The organism is Azospirillum brasilense, assembly GCF_008365405.1.
GTDB lineage: Bacteria > Pseudomonadota > Alphaproteobacteria > Azospirillales > Azospirillaceae > Azospirillum > Azospirillum brasilense_D.
The window spans coordinates 211689-225874 of sequence record NZ_QOKV01000007.1; the positions used below are offsets into that span (position 1 = coordinate 211689).

The following is a 14186-nucleotide window of genomic DNA, read 5'->3' on the forward strand; positions in this document are numbered from 1 at the left end:
GTGGCATGCGGCCCGGAATCCGGCTGGATATGGCCGCGCTCCTGGCTTAGCATCGCGGGTACGGTTGCGCCGCAACGATGGTCCGGAGGCCCGACGCCATGAGGGGTTTCGCCGCGCTCGTCCTGTTGCCGTCCTTCATGTTTCTGCCCTTCGTCTCCGGGCCGGTTCAGGCCCGCGACGCTTTGGACTGGCTGTCGCGGGAGCCGGTGACCCTGCTCGACTGGGGCATGACCCGGCTGCGTGGCGATCTGCACGACACGGTCGACGGGCTGTCCCGCGATCTGCGGGCCGAGGTGTCGCGCAGCGGCGTCTTCTACCGCTTCCAGGACCGGCGGATCGTCGCCTACGCCAACTTTGTCGATCTGCCGCGCAACCGGACCGAGGAGGTGTGCAAGGACGTCTACACCCGGTTGGCCGGCGCGCTGGTCCGCGGCGGGCCGCAGGGGGCCGGCGGGGCGGCCTGGTATCTGGAGAGTGTGTTCAGCCACGATTCCCAGGGCGGCGACCGGCCCCAGGACCTCGGCGACCAACTGGCCGACCGCGTGGTCCTGCAGGTGACCATCGGGCCGAAGCCGTCCCAGGCCTTCGACGACGGGCGTCGCATCACCTGCACGGGCCGTCTCGACGCCGCGCCGGAAAACATCGCGCTCAAAAGCGAAGGGTGACGACGATGCGCGGCAGATGACGGCGGGCTTGCGCCGTCCTATAAGTGCGGCCATGACCGACGCCACGCCCGACTCCGCCCCCATGCCCTCCGCCTTCGACCCGCAGACCCTACCGCCGCTGCGCGACGTGATCGCCCGCTTCGGGCTGGATGCCCGCAAGGCGCTGGGGCAGAACTTCCTGCTCGACCTCAACCTGACGGGGCGCATCGCGCGCTCGGCGGGCGACATGACCGGCGTGACGGTCGTCGAGATCGGTCCCGGTCCGGGCGGGCTGACCCGCGCGCTTCTGGCGACCAAGGCGAAGCAGGTCATCGCCATCGAGCGCGACCACCGCTTCATCGAGGCGTTGCAGGACGTGATCCAGGCGGCGGACGGGCGGCTGTCCATCGTCGAAGGCGACGCGCTGGAGGTCGATCCCATCCAAATCGCCCCGGCCCCGCGGGCCATCGTGGCGAACCTGCCCTACAACGTGGCGACGCCGCTGCTGATCGGCTGGCTGGAGCGGATCGAGGAGTTCGTCAGCCTGACGCTGATGTTCCAGAAGGAGGTCGCGGACCGTCTGGTCGCCAAGCCGGGCAGCAAGGCCTACGGCCGCCTGTCGGTCATCACGCAGTGGCGGTCGGACGCGCGGGTGCTGTTCAACCTGCCGGCCAAGGCCTTCACCCCGCCGCCCAAGGTGGAGTCCACCATCGTCCATCTGACCCCGCGCGCCAACCCGGAGCCGGCCGAGTGGAAGGCGCTGGAGCAGGTGACCGCCGCCGCCTTCGGCCAGCGCCGCAAGATGCTGCGCCAGAGCCTGAAGAGTTTGGGAAATGCGGAGGCGCTGTTGGCCGCCACCGGCATCGAGCCGACCGCGCGGGCGGAAGAGGTGGACGTGGCGGGGTTCGCGGCGCTGGCGCGGGCGTTCCGGGGGAGGTGAGCTTGCAATTGCCCCCTCCCTAACCCTCCCCCGCTTCGCGGTGGAGGGGATGAGTGCCCTCTCCCGCGAAGCGGGGGAGGGAGGGGACCCACGAAGTGGGGTGGGAGGGGGCCGTCGCTTTACAGCGCCGCCTGCACACTCTCCACAAACGCGGGCATCCCGACCTGCCGCGTCCGGCGCAGCCGCTCGGCACGCAGGATGGCTTGGACCGCCGTGACGCTCTCGTCGACGTCGTTGTTGACGATCACGTAATCATACTCGGCCCAGTGGCTGATCTCGTCCGACGCCTTGGCCATGCGCTGTGCGATCACCTCAGCCGAATCCTGGCCGCGGGAGTGCAGGCGGCGCTCCAGCTCGATGCCCGAGGGCGGCAGGACGAAGATGCTGACCAGATCGGCGCGGGCGTTGGCCGCCAGCTGCTGCATGCCCTGCCAGTCGATGTCGAACAGCACGTCGCGCCCGGCGCTCAGCGCGGTCTCCACCGCGTGGCGCGGCGTGCCGTAGCAGTTGCCGAACACGCGGGCGTGCTCCAGCAACTCGCCCTGGCCGGCCATGCGGTCGAACTCCGGCATGTCGACGAAATAGTAATGGACGCCCGGCTGCTCGCCGGGGCGCATCGGCCGGGTGGTGACGGACACCGACAGGGTGATGCCGGGGTCGCGGTCCAGCAGGCGGCGCGAAATGGTGGTCTTGCCCGCCCCGGAGGGGGAGGACAGCACGAGCATCAGGCCGCGCCGGGCGATCTTCGTGTTCATGGTCTCGGGCATGGGGCGGGTATCACTCGATGTTCTGGACCTGCTCGCGAAGCTGCTCGATGGAGGCTTTCAGCGACAGGCCGATGCGGGTCAGCTCCACGTCCGCGGACTTGGAGCACAGGGTGTTGGCTTCGCGGTTGAATTCCTGGCACAGGAAGTCGAAGCGGCGGCCGATGGCGCCCCCCTCCGCCAGCATGTCGCGGGCGGCCTGGATGTGGGCGCGCAGGCGGTCCATCTCCTCGCGCACGTCGGCCTTGGCGATCAGGATGGCGGCCTCCTGGGCGAGCCGCTCCTCCGGCAGGGCCGGAGCGGCGTCGAGCAGGGCGGCGACCTGATTGCGCAGCCGTTCGCGCAAAGCCTCGGGCTGGGTGCTGGCGCAGGCGGCGGCGGCGGTGATCAGCCGCTCGATCTCGTCGAGATGGCCGTTCAGCACCGTGACCAGACGCGCCCCCTCCGACAGGCGGGCGGTGACCAGTTCGCCGATCAGCCGGCCGAGGTCGGCCTTCAGCGCGGCCTCCACCCGCTCCCGCGCCTCGCCCTCGTCCTCCTCCACCGGTTCGATGATGCCACGGACGGCGAGCAGCGAATCGAGCCGCGGCGGGGCGGCGCCGGCGCCCTCGATCTCGCGCGCCAGTTCCAGCACCTGGGCGAGAAGCTCGCGGTTGATGCGGAGCTGCGACACCGACTGGCTGCGGGTAACGGTCAGGTTCAGGTTGACGCTGCCGCGGGCCAGCCGCTTGGGGATCTCGGCGCGGGCAGCGGCCTCCAGCGTGTCGAAGCCGGCGGGCTGGCGGCAGCGGATGTCGAGGTTGCGCCCGTTGACGCTCTTCACCTCAAACGTCCAGCTGTAGCCGTCGGCGTGCCCATCCACGCGTGCGAAACCGGTCATGCTGGAAACGGCGGAGCGTTGGGCGGGCAAAGCGGCCTCGACGAATATTTGTGGGATCGGGAGGCTCACGTTATAGCGTCGGGCGGCCAAGGCAACAAGCGTCAGGGACAAGGGGGAAAGGGGCATGCGCGATCCGCGCTCGATCGTCATCACCGGGGCGTCCAGCGGCATCGGGGAGGAACTGGCCCGCGCCTACGCCGCCCCTGGAGTCGCGCTGGCCCTGAGCGGACGCGACTGCGCGCGGCTGGAGGCGGTGGCGGAGCGCTGCCGCGCCGCCGGGGCGGCGGTGGAAACGGCCCTGGTCGACGCGGCCGACCGCGCGGCCATGACGGCGTGGCTGAGCGCGCTGGACGCCCGCGCGCCGGTCGATCTGGTCATCGCCAACGCCGGAATCTCCGCCGGCACCGGGGGCGGCGTGGAAAGCGCCGAGCAGGCACGGCGCATCTTCCAGGTGAATGTGGACGGCGTGCTGAACAGCGTCCACCCGCTGCTGCCCGGCATGCAGGCGCGGCGGCGCGGGCAGATCGCCCTGATGGCCTCGCTGGCCGGCTTCCGCGGCATGCCCGGCGCGCCCGCCTATTGCGCCAGCAAGGCGGCGGTGCGGGTCTATGGCGAGTCGCTGCGCGGCGATCTGGCGGGGCAGGGAATCGGCGTGACGGTGATCTGTCCGGGCTTCGTGAAAAGCCGGATGACCGCGGTGAACCGCTTCCCCATGCCCTTCCTGATGGAGACGGACCGCGCCGCCCAGGTCATCAAGAGCGGGCTGGCCCGCAACAAGGCGCGCATCGCCTTTCCCTGGCCGATGGCCGCCACCGTGTGGCTGCTGGCGGCTCTGCCGGTGGGACTGACGGATGTCCTGCTGCGGCAGGCACCGCGCAAGGAATGAGAAAAGGGGATTAGGGCTTGGCTTTCCAATAGCCCCAGACGGAGGCCGGCGGGACGTTCAGCGGGGTGAAGCCCAGCCGCTTGCCCTTGACGCCCAGCGCGCGCTGGTTCAGCGGCGACACGAGGCCGTAGGTGTAGAGAACGAAGCGTCCGCCCTCGGGCAGGATGCGGAAGCAGGCCTCGACGACCTCCTTCTGGGCGCGCATCGGCAGGTTCAGCATGGGGATGCCGATGACCACCGTGCCGACCTTGCCGACCAGCGCCGGGCCGAGGATGTCGGCGGCCTTGCGGCAGTCGTCATGGACGACGTTGACGTCCGGGTAATGGCCGCGCAGGAAGCGCGACAGGTGGTCGTCGATCTCGAAGGTGAAGATGCGGTTGCCCGGAATGCCGCGCTGAAGCAGGGCCTTGGTGATGGCACCGGTGCCGCCGCCGAACTCCACGACGACCTGGTCCGGCCCGCACAGCACCTGTTCGCCGATCAGCCGGCAGAGCGCGCCCGAGGATGGTGTAACGGAACCCATGGACAGGGGATTGGCCAACCAACGCTGGAAGAAAAGCCACGCGGCCGGCGGCGTCTTGCCGCTTTTCTGCTTCTCCGCGACGGTGATTTCCGTTGGTGTCATGATCGGCCTTTCGCCGTTGGCTGTTGAGCGTTTTACCCCGGGGCTAAACAAGCTGGAGCCTCGGGGGGTCCCGAACCTAACAATCCCAGAGCGCACTTATGTCGCATCCCGGGTTCCCCCGCAACCGGCCGAAGCGGCGGGAGCTATGCCATGAACGCGGGATATGACGTGAGGGACAACAGGGTCTGGCCGGCGTAGGACAGGCTGCTGGCGACCAGCGCGAAGAAGACCAGGGCGGCCACGGTGAGGGCGAGGCTGACCGCGACGGCGGCCCCGTCGCGCTCGATCAGGCCCAGGGACAGCAAAACCAGGGCGAAGCCGGGCAGCCAGCCGGTCAGCGGCAGCGGCACCACGCAGGTCAGCGACAGCAGAAGGACCAGCACGCCGAACCAGCGCTCTCCGTCGATGCTGGCGAAGCGGCTGTGGCGCGGCTTCAGCATCCGCTCGATGGCGGTCAGCCGCGGCATGGCCTTGTCGATCATGCGGGCGGCGAGGGAGCGGCTGACCGAGCGGCGCAGAATCCAGCCGGGCAGGGCGGCTCCCCGCTTGCCGAAGGCCATCTGGGCGGAGAAGAGCAGGATCGGCAGGTCGAACAGGCAGGACACGCCCAGCGGCACCGGCGCGATGGTGGGCAGCGACAGGGCCAGCAGGATGGTGCCCAGAGAGCGGTCGCCCAGCGCCTGGATCAGGTTGCCCAGCGACACCCGCCCGTCCGGCAGGTTGGCGCGGAAGGCGGCCAGGACGTCGGAGGTCCGCTCCTCCCCATGCTCGTGCCGCCCCCGGCGGGCGACGGTGGCGGGGAGCGAGGCCGCTCCGGTGAAGGCCACGTTGCGCGGCACGCTCATACGCCGGCCTCCGCCGCCGCCGACTCATAGGCTTCGAGATGCTCCAGCCACGCCTCCTCGGCGGCGGACAGCTTCTTGTCCACGACACCGAGGTCGATCTGGAGCTTCCGCAGCTTGTCGCTGGGACCGCTGTAGAGGGCGGGATCGGCCAGCTTCGCCTCGATCTTGCGCTTCTCCTCGGTCAGCTTGTTGACCTGCGACTCCGCGTCGGTGGCCTTCTTCTTCAGCGGGGCCAGGGTGGCGCGGGCCTCCGCCGCGGCGCGGCGCTGGTCCTTGCGGCTCGCCCCGGCGTCCGTCGCCTCGCCGCCCTTGGCGGCGGCGCGCTCGGCCCGCGCGCGGTCGAGCAGGAAGCGGCGGTAGTCGTCGAGGTCGCCGTCGTAGGGCTGCACCGTGCCGTCGGCGACCAGCAGCAGCCGGTCGGCGGTCAGCTCGATCAGGTGCGGGTCGTGGCTGATGAGGATGACGGCGCCCTCGAACCCGTTGATCGCCTCGATCAGCGCCTCGCGACTGTCCACGTCGAGATGGTTGGTCGGCTCGTCCAGCATCAGGATGTGCGGTGTCTCGCGGCTCATCAACGCCAGCAGCAGCCGGGCCTTCTCGCCGCCGGACAGGTCCGAGATGCGGGTTTCCGCCTTGCTCTGCTGGAAGCCGAAGCGGCCCAGATGGGCGCGCACCTTCTCCTCCGGCGCCAGTGGCATGATGCGCTGGGTCTGCTGGATGGGGGTCAGCGACAGGTCCAGCTCGTCCTGCTGGTGCTGGGCGAAATAGCCGACGCGCAGCTTGGTCGGGCGCTTCACCTCGCCGGCCATCGCCTCCAGCCGTCCGGCCAGCAGCTTCACCAGCGTCGACTTGCCGTTGCCGTTGGCGCCGAGCAGGGCGATGCGGTCGTCCATGTCGATGCGCAGGTTGACGCGGCGCAGGATGGCGCGGTCGCCGTAGCCGATGGTCACCCCGTCGAGCGCGATCAGCGGCGGGGCCATCTCGTCCGGCTGTGGGAAGTTGAAGACGACCTCGGCGTCGTCCTCCATCAGCGTGATGGTCTCCAGCTTCTCCAGGGCCTTCAGGCGGCTCTGCGCCTGGCGGGCCTTGGTCGCCTTGTAGCGGAAGCGTTCGACGAAGGCCATCATGTGCTTGCGCTTGGCCTCCTGCTTGGTCGCCATGGCCTGCAACCGCTCCATGTTGGCGCGGCGCTGCTTGAGGAACTGGTCGTAGTTGCCGGCGTAGGTCACCAGCTTCCCTTGGTCCACATGGATGGTCGTCGTGGGGACCGAGTTCAAGAGGTCGCGGTCGTGGCTGACCAGCAGGATCGTGTGGGGGTAGTTCTTGAGGTACCCCTCAAGCCAGATGGTCGCCTCCAGGTCGAGGTGGTTGGTCGGCTCGTCGAGCAGCAGCAGGTCGGGCCGGGCGAACAGCACGCCGGCCAGCGCCACGCGCATCCGCCAGCCGCCCGAGAAGTCGGAGCAGGGCCGCGCCTGCGCGTCGGCGTCGAAGCCCAGGCCGGAGAGCACCTGGGCGGCGCGCGACGGCGCCGAATGGGCCTCGATGTCGGCCAGCCGGGCGTGGATCTCGCCGATGCGCATGGGGTCGGTGGCCGTCTCGGCCTCGGCCAGCAGGGCGGTGCGCTCCGTGTCGGCCGCCAGGACGGCGTCGATCAGGGTGGTGGCGCCGCTCGGGGCCTCCTGCGCCACCATGCCGATCTTGGTGCCGGTGGGCACGCCGATGGCTCCGGCGTCCGTCTGGAGCTGGCCGGCGATGAGCTTGAGGAGGGTGGATTTTCCGGTGCCGTTGCGGCCGACCAGCGCCACGCGGTGGCCCTTCGACACGACCGCGGTGGCGCGGTCGAACAGCACACGTCCGCCGTAGCGGAACGTCAGGTCGTTGATGTGCAGCATATCGGCGCCGGTTTACCACGGCGAACCCCCGATTTGAAGCGGGACCCGCGGGGCAACTCTTCATGGCAGCCGCGCTTGTGCGGATGTGCCGGGGTGCCGTTTGGCAAGACGGGAACCACAGAGACACGGAGACACAGAGATCCCTGCGGCGGTATGCCGGCCGCATCGGCGAAAACTCTGTGTCTCCGTGTCTCTGTGGTTAAGGCCAGCACGGGAACCCCGCGGCCTCACGAACCGGTTGCCGTGGCCGAAAAGCGCCTATATAACCCCGCGCAACCGGCGCCCCGGCCAAACCAGCGGCGCCCATAACGCATTTCCAGCAGGAGCCCACCGCCATGGCCGTCGAACGCACCCTCTCGATCATCAAGCCCGATGCCACCCGCCGCAACCTGACCGGCAAGATCAACGCCAAGTTCGAGGACGGCGGCCTGCGCATCGTCGCGCAGAAGCGCGTCCAGCTGTCCCAGGCCCAGGCCGAGCAGTTCTACGGCGTGCATCGCGAGCGTCCGTTCTTCAACGACCTCGTCTCCTTCATGATCTCCGGCCCGGTCGTGCTCCAGGTCCTGGAAGGCGAGAACGCCATCGCCCGCAACCGCGAGATCATGGGCGCCACCAACCCGGCCAACGCCGCCGAGGGCACCATCCGCAAGGAGTTCGCCGAGTCGATCGAGGCCAACTCGGTGCACGGCTCGGATGCTCCGGAGACCGCCGCGCAGGAGATCGCCTTCTTCTTCGCCGGCATTGAGCTGGTTGGCTGATCGCGGCTCGTCCGCTTCGCAGCCTTGCGCGAAGGGCCGTCCCGACCGGGGCGGCCCTTTTCGATTCAGAGGCTTCCGCTTCAGCGGCTCCGCCCGCAACTTGTCGCCCGCGCCGGGTCACGGCATCGTGGACAGGCGTGGCGAAGTCGAGTATTCGGGGATTCTACCGCTAGGAGTACCCCCGCCATGGAAAATCCCGACGTCAAGCCGATCGTCGCGGCCCTGCTGGAACCGCTGCCGCCCCTGGTGAAGGGCAGGAACGACCTGAGCGATCCGGGCGTGGTGGAATTGCTGGTGCGCGGCTACGTCGACCAGTGCCTGGCGGCCTTCCAAGAGGTGCTGCGCGGCAACGTCGAGCAGGACGCGGCCATCGACGCGATCAACGCGCAGGCGACGGCCCTGAACGCGGTGTTCCTGGGGACCAGCGGCTTCGACACGGTGGTCGTCCATCCCTGGAACGCCGCCGACCAGCTCGGCCAGTTCCTTCAGGACACGGTGGGGCTGGATTTCCCGGCGGAGGATTGCGTGCGCGCCGCGCTGATCCACCTCGCGACCCACGTCATGCACGCCATTCAGGGCGGCACCGAGACGTGGGAGGAGCAGGTGGACGCGCTGGTCGGCGAAATGCGCGATCTGCTGCTCGGCCGTCTGCCGGACGGGGCGTAAGCGCCCCGCCACAGCTTTCCGGTTGGCCGCTTGTACGGGCCGTTAGACCAGGAAAATCGCCATGAAGACCAACACGGCGATTACGCCTGCGGTCGCCAGCGTCATGAAGCGGGTGAAGGCGTGCCAGCCCGCCTCGTGACGGCGGACGACATCCTCGCTGACCGGATTGTGGCCGTGATCGGTAACCGCCATGGCGCTTTGCCTCCCCTTTTATGGTTCCGGCGGAGAATGTGGGGAGTGCGGACGGTTGCGGCAAGGGTCCCGCTTGGGCGACTTAGGCCGGCGGGTTGATGAGGGTCGGCAAAGTCGTTTCAGGACCCGACAGGGTCACCCGGCCATCCTCGACGCGGGCGCGGCCCTCGGCGATCAGGCGCAGCGCCTGGGGGTAGAGCCGGTGCTCGGCCTCCAGCACGCGGGCGGACAGCCGGTCGGCGTCGTCGCCAGGCAGGACCGGAACCGCGGCCTGGGCGATGATCGGCCCCTCGTCCATCTCCGAACGCACGTAATGGACGGTGCAGCCGTGGAAGCGCACCCCGGCGTCTAGTGCCCGCTGGTGCGTGTCCAGCCCCTTGAAGGACGGCAGCAGCGACGGGTGGATGTTGATCATCCGGTCGTGCCAGCGCTCGACGAACCAAGGCGACAGCAGCCGCATGAAACCGGCCAGACAGACCAGTTCCACGCCCGCCGCGCGCAGGCGCGCGTCCATGGCCTCTTCGAAGGCGCGCTTGTCGCCAGGGAAGTCGCGGTGGCTGACCACGGCGACGGGCACCCCGGCGGATGCGGCGCGTTCCAACCCATAGGCGTCGGCCTTGTTGGAGAGCACCAGCGCGACCTCCGCCGGAAAGTCCGGGGCGGCGCAGGCGTCGATCAACGCCTGCAGATTGCTGCCGCGCCCGGAAATCAGGACTCCAACCTTCAGAGAGTTTGGCGTCAGGCCGACCATGCCGTGTCCATGCCGGTGACGGTGACGCGAGCGTCGCCGTCCTTGACCGCGTGGACGGTGCCGACGGTGAAGACCGTCTCGCCGCCCTGGGCCAGGATCTCGGCCGCCTGCTGCGCCTTGTCCGCCGGGACCACGACGACCATGCCGAGACCGGTGTTGAAGGTGCGCGCCATGTCCAGCGGGGTCAGTCCGCCCGTCTTCATCAGCCAGTGGAAGACCGGCGGCAGCGGCCACGCCGACGCGTCGAGCGTGACGCCCAGCCCGTCCGGCAGGACGCGCGGGATGTTCTCGATCAGGCCGCCGCCGGTGATGTGGGCCATCGCCCGCACCGTGCCGGCGCGCACCGCGGCCAGCGTGCTCTTCACATAGATGCGGGTCGGGGTCAGCAGAGCCTCGCCCAGCGTCTTCCCGGCGTCCCAGGGGCAGGGCGAGTCGTAGCCGAGGCCGGACGTCTCGACCAGCTTGCGGACCAGCGAATAGCCGTTGGAATGCACGCCGGAGGAGGCGAGGCCGAGCACGACGTCGCCGTCCCGCACGGTGGCGCCGGTCAGCGCGTCCTTGCGCTCCACGGCACCGACCGAGAAGCCGGCGAGGTCGTAGTCGCCCTCGGCGTACATGCCCGGCATTTCCGCCGTCTCGCCGCCGACCAGCGCGCAGCCGGCCTGACGGCAGCCTTCCGCGATGCCGGCGACAATGGCGCGGCCCGCGGCGACGTCCAGCTTGCCCGTGGCGTAATAGTCGAGGAACAGCAGCGGCTCCGCGCCCTGGACGACGAGGTCGTTCACGCACATCGCCACGAGGTCGATGCCCACCGTGTCGTGCCGGTTCGCCAGGATGGCGACCTTCAGCTTGGTGCCGACGCCGTCCGTGGTGGCGACCAGCAGCGGGTCGTGATACCCGGCCGCGCGCAGGTCGAACAGGGCGCCGAACCCGCCCAGCCCGGCGTCGGAGCCCGGGCGCGCGGTGGAACGGGCGAGCGGCTTGATCGCGTCAACGAGCGCGTTGCCCGCATCAATGTCCACGCCGGCCTGCTTGTAGGCGTCGGACGTGTTATTAGACTGGGTGCTGATGGTATCCTCGCTTGGGCTGAGCTATATACCTGGGCCACCTGAACCGGGTCATTTTGGGCCGGGTCATAAGGGAACGGGCCGAACATACTCGAATCGGAAGGCTTTGCAATGCTCCACCGCCGCCATGCGCCGCTGTTTGCGGGCTTCGCCGCCATCACCGTGGCCCTGGCCGTTCCGGCCGGCCCCGTGGACGCGCAGGTGCCCGGCGCCGCTCCACCCGCGGTGGCGGCCCCCATGGCCGTTCCGGGGGCAACCCCCGGAGCGGTGCCCGCAGCGGTTCCGGCGGCGGACCCCTTCACCGTGTCGGGCGTGAAGGTGGACGTCAGCGCCGCCAACGCCAACGCCGCCCGCGATCAGGCGATCCGCGACGCGCAGGTGAAGGCCTGGGCGGAGCTGTACAAGCGCCTCGTCCCCACCGCCACCAGCGCGCCGCGGGTGTCGGACATCGAGCTCGCCCGGCTGGTCCAGGGCTTCGAGATCGACGACGAGAAGGTGTCGGCCACCCGCTATGTCGGCAGCATCACCGTGCGCTTCCGTCCCAATTCCGTGCGCGAGACGCTGGCTGGCGGCGGCCAGCAGTATGTCGAGCCGCCGGCCCGGCCCACCGTGATCCTGCCGGTCACCGTCGTGGACGGGCGCCCCGTCCTATGGGAGGACCGCACCGACTGGCGCGAGGCCTGGGAGGGCCGGCAAACCGCCGCCTCGCTGGTGCCGCTGGTCGTCCCGGACGGGGAGTTGGCCGACATCTCCGCCATCGGCGTGAACGAGGCGCTGTCCGGCGATCCCGAGGCGCTGGCCCGCATCGCCCAGCGCTACAACGCCGGCGGCGTGGTCGTCGCCAAGACCGACCTGCCGGCGGGCGGTCTGGATCTCGGCCGTCCGCTGGCGGTCGAGGTGACCCACTACACCCCCGACGGCGCGCGGGACCAGCAGACGGTCAACGTGAAGGCCGACATGGCCGACCGGGCCGGCGACTTCCTGACGCGCGCGACGACCTTCGTGTCGGCCGCCATCGACGAGTCCTACCGCCGCGACAACACCGTGGCGAGCGGCCCGGAGCAGGCGACGCTGGTGCGCGTGCCGCTGGCCAGCCTCAACGACTGGGTGGAGACGCGCAAGCGGCTGGGCATGGTCAACGCCGTGACCCGCACCGACGTGCTGTCGATCAGCCGCTACGAGGCGTTGGTCGCGCTGACCCACCGGGGCGACGTGGAGCGGCTGCGCCAGGCGCTGGCCCGCCGCGATCTCGGCCTCGCCCGCACCGGGGCGGTCGCAGCACCGGTTCCGGTGCCCGTTCCGGGCCAGCCGCTCCCGCCGGTCGCGCCCACGCCGGAATGGCAGCTCCAGGTGCTGGCGAAGGGCGCCGGGGCGTCGTCCCTGGCACAGCCCGCCGCCGTTTCGCCGGCATCCGTCCCGGCGTCTCCGTCCGCCTTCTCGCCGGCCACCGCCGCGCCGTCGGCCTATCCCGGCGTGGCGCCGGCCCCGGTCGGCGCGCCGCAGGCGGCACCGGGGGCGCCGCCGCGCATTTTGGGCACGCTGCCGGCAGGCACGGCGCGCCCGTGACGGTAGAGGGCGTGACGGCGTTACAGACGGGCCGGTACCGGCCCTTGACGGGGCGCCGGCGCAAGGGACAACGGCAGAAGGCACCGCGGTGAGCATCCCGAACATCATCACCTTCGGCCGCATCCTGGTGGTGCCGGTCGCCGTCTATTTCATCCTGGCCGGGGAGCTGGGGGTCGCCTTCTGGCTGTTCGTCGGGGCGGGGGTGTCCGACGCCGTGGACGGCGCGGTGGCCCGCATGTTCCGCGCCCGCACGGTGCTCGGCGCCTATCTCGACCCGATCGCCGACAAGGCGCTGCTGGTCAGCGTCTACGTCTCGCTGGGCCATATCGGCGTGCTGCCGCTGTGGCTGGTCATCCTGGTGGTCTTCCGCGACCTGATGATCATCGGCGGGGTGATGCTGCTCTACACGCTGAAGGAGTCGCTGGCCATGCAGCCGCTCTACGTCAGCAAGATCAACACGGCGGTGCAGCTTGCCCTGGCGGCGGCGGTGCTGGCCCCGTCGGGGCTGGGGCTGCCCGACTTCCACTTGTTCGGGTGGGAGTTGGTGCCGCTGCTCATCTGGGCCTGCGCCGGAACCACGGTGCTGTCCGGGCTGGCCTACGTCTACCGCGGCGGTCTTCTGTTCAGCCGGCACGGAGGGGTGCCGTGACGGCGGGCAAGCAGATCCGCTTCTGGCTGATCGGCCTTGGCCTGTTCGTGTTGGTCCTTTGGTTGCTGTCCGGCATGCTGCTGCCCTTCGTGGTGGGGCTGGCGGTCGCCTATCTGCTGGACCCGGTGGTCGACCGGGTGGAACGATGGCGCCTGCCGCGCTGGCTGGCGACGACGCTGGTGCTGCTGTCCTTCGTCCTGGTTCTGGTGCTGATGGTCCTGCTGTTGCTGCCGCTGGTGCAGGCCCAGGTCTCTCACCTGATCGAGGTGCTTCCGAACTACGCCAACGCGGCGCGGGACCGGCTGCTGCCGATGCTGGACCGGCTGGTGCATCGCCTGTCGCCGGAGGATGTGGAGCGGCTGCGCGGTGCCGCCGGCAACTACGCCGGCGACGTCGTCGGCTGGGTCGGCAGGATGCTGAAGCACATCCTGTCCAGCGGTCTGGCGCTGTTCGACGTGCTATCCGTGATGTTCATCACGCCCATCGTAGCCTTCTACCTGATGCGCGACTGGGACATCCTGGTCGCCAAGGTGAACGGCTGGCTGCCCCTGCACCACGCCGCGACCATCCGGGAGCAGGCGCGCGAGGTCGATGAGACGCTGGCCGGATTCGTCCGCGGGCAGGCGCTGGTCTGCCTCGTGCTCGGGGTGTTCTACGCGGTGGCGCTGTCGCTGGCGGGGCTGGATTTCGGGCTGGTGATCGGGCTGATGGCGGGGCTCCTGTCCTTCATCCCCTATGTCGGCTCGCTGTTCGGATTCGTGTCGAGCACCGGGCTGGCCCTGCTGCAGTTCGACGACCCATGGCGGGTCGCCTTCGTCATCGCGATCTTCCTGTTCGGGCAGGCGGTGGAGGGCAACGTCCTGACGCCGAAGCTGGTGGGCGAGAAGGTCGGGCTGCACGCGGTCTGGGTGATCTTCGCCCTGCTGGCCGGCGGGTCGCTGTTCGGTTTCGTCGGCGTCCTGCTGGCGGTTCCGGTGGCGGCGGTGATCGGGGTGCTGACACGCTTCGCGTTGGGGCGCTATCTTGAGAGCCCCTACTACCGCGGTACCCCTTCCTGATGG

Annotated in this window: 16 protein-coding genes; 8 read left to right on the forward strand and 8 right to left on the reverse strand. The window is 69.9% G+C overall.

The features are described from left to right. Positions 1–98 precede the first annotated feature (98 nt). Positions 99–665: a hypothetical protein gene (locus DS837_RS13850; RefSeq protein ID WP_149165287.1), complete on the forward strand. Its 567-nt coding sequence runs from the start codon at positions 99–101 to the stop codon at positions 663–665. Between the two features lie 52 nt (positions 666–717). Then, on the forward strand, positions 718–1584 hold the full coding sequence (gene rsmA, locus DS837_RS13855) for a 16S rRNA (adenine(1518)-N(6)/adenine(1519)-N(6))-dimethyltransferase RsmA (protein WP_149165288.1): 867 nt from the start codon (positions 718–720) through the stop codon (positions 1582–1584). A gap of 119 nt (positions 1585–1703) precedes the next feature. Here the strand turns inward: rsmA and gmk are convergent, their stop codons facing one another. Both gmk and DS837_RS13865 read right to left on the reverse strand, forming a co-directional pair. Beyond that, complete coding sequence (gmk, locus tag DS837_RS13860) at positions 1704–2351, reverse strand: guanylate kinase (protein WP_149165289.1); 648 nt, start codon at positions 2349–2351, stop codon at positions 1704–1706. Positions 2352–2361: 10 nt separating this feature from the next. Next, positions 2362–3228 (reverse strand): YicC/YloC family endoribonuclease, encoded by an 867-nt coding sequence (locus DS837_RS13865; RefSeq protein ID WP_149165290.1) that lies wholly within the window; start codon positions 3226–3228, stop codon positions 2362–2364. A 124-nt stretch (positions 3229–3352) separates the two neighbouring features. Here DS837_RS13865 and DS837_RS13870 point away from each other — a divergent pair, with 124 nt between their 5' ends. Then, on the forward strand, positions 3353–4114 hold the full coding sequence (locus DS837_RS13870) for an SDR family NAD(P)-dependent oxidoreductase (RefSeq protein ID WP_149165291.1): 762 nt from the start codon (positions 3353–3355) through the stop codon (positions 4112–4114). A gap of 10 nt (positions 4115–4124) precedes the next feature. Here DS837_RS13870 and DS837_RS13875 read toward each other — a convergent pair whose 3' ends face one another. From DS837_RS13875 to DS837_RS13885, 3 genes are all read right to left on the reverse strand, one after another. Beyond that, positions 4125–4739 (reverse strand): class I SAM-dependent methyltransferase, encoded by a 615-nt coding sequence (locus DS837_RS13875; protein ID WP_145623835.1) that lies wholly within the window; start codon positions 4737–4739, stop codon positions 4125–4127. A gap of 143 nt (positions 4740–4882) precedes the next feature. Then, positions 4883–5584, reverse strand: coding sequence for an exopolysaccharide biosynthesis protein (locus tag DS837_RS13880; RefSeq protein ID WP_149165292.1), 702 nt, complete (start codon positions 5582–5584; stop codon positions 4883–4885). Then, positions 5581–7476, reverse strand: a complete 1896-nt coding sequence (locus tag DS837_RS13885) for an ABC-F family ATP-binding cassette domain-containing protein (protein WP_149165293.1) — start codon at positions 7474–7476, stop codon at positions 5581–5583. The genes DS837_RS13880 and DS837_RS13885 overlap by 4 nt, the downstream gene beginning before the upstream one ends. A gap of 335 nt (positions 7477–7811) precedes the next feature. Here DS837_RS13885 and ndk point away from each other — a divergent pair, with 335 nt between their 5' ends. Continuing rightward, the gene (gene ndk / locus DS837_RS13890; protein WP_145623832.1) at positions 7812–8234 is read left to right on the forward strand and encodes a nucleoside-diphosphate kinase; all 423 of its coding nucleotides are present in this window, start codon (positions 7812–7814) and stop codon (positions 8232–8234) included. Positions 8235–8420: 186 nt separating this feature from the next. Further along, the gene (locus DS837_RS13895) at positions 8421–8900 is read left to right on the forward strand and encodes a hypothetical protein (protein WP_149165294.1); all 480 of its coding nucleotides are present in this window, start codon (positions 8421–8423) and stop codon (positions 8898–8900) included. Positions 8901–8942: 42 nt separating this feature from the next. Here DS837_RS13895 and DS837_RS13900 read toward each other — a convergent pair whose 3' ends face one another. From DS837_RS13900 to purM, 3 genes are all read right to left on the reverse strand, one after another. Next, a complete protein-coding gene (locus DS837_RS13900; protein ID WP_109072472.1) occupies positions 8943–9092 on the reverse strand; it encodes an aa3-type cytochrome c oxidase subunit IV in 150 nt (49 codons plus the stop codon). Between the two features lie 82 nt (positions 9093–9174). Further along, on the reverse strand, positions 9175–9843 hold the full coding sequence (purN, locus tag DS837_RS13905) for a phosphoribosylglycinamide formyltransferase (RefSeq protein ID WP_149165295.1): 669 nt from the start codon (positions 9841–9843) through the stop codon (positions 9175–9177). After that, positions 9831–10865: a phosphoribosylformylglycinamidine cyclo-ligase gene (gene purM / locus DS837_RS13910; protein WP_425599249.1), complete on the reverse strand. Its 1035-nt coding sequence runs from the start codon at positions 10863–10865 to the stop codon at positions 9831–9833. Before purM ends, purN begins: the two co-directional genes overlap by 13 nt. A 156-nt stretch (positions 10866–11021) precedes the next feature. Between purM and DS837_RS13915 the strand changes: the two genes are divergently transcribed. From DS837_RS13915 to DS837_RS13925, 3 genes are all read left to right on the forward strand, one after another. Further along, positions 11022–12476, forward strand: a complete 1455-nt coding sequence (locus DS837_RS13915) for a DUF2066 domain-containing protein (protein WP_149165297.1) — start codon at positions 11022–11024, stop codon at positions 12474–12476. Between the two features lie 88 nt (positions 12477–12564). Further along, the gene (locus DS837_RS13920; protein ID WP_149165298.1) at positions 12565–13125 is read left to right on the forward strand and encodes a CDP-alcohol phosphatidyltransferase family protein; all 561 of its coding nucleotides are present in this window, start codon (positions 12565–12567) and stop codon (positions 13123–13125) included. Continuing rightward, positions 13122–14183, forward strand: a complete 1062-nt coding sequence (locus DS837_RS13925) for an AI-2E family transporter (protein ID WP_149165299.1) — start codon at positions 13122–13124, stop codon at positions 14181–14183. Before DS837_RS13920 ends, DS837_RS13925 begins: the two co-directional genes overlap by 4 nt. The last annotated feature ends 3 nt before the right edge of the window (positions 14184–14186 follow it).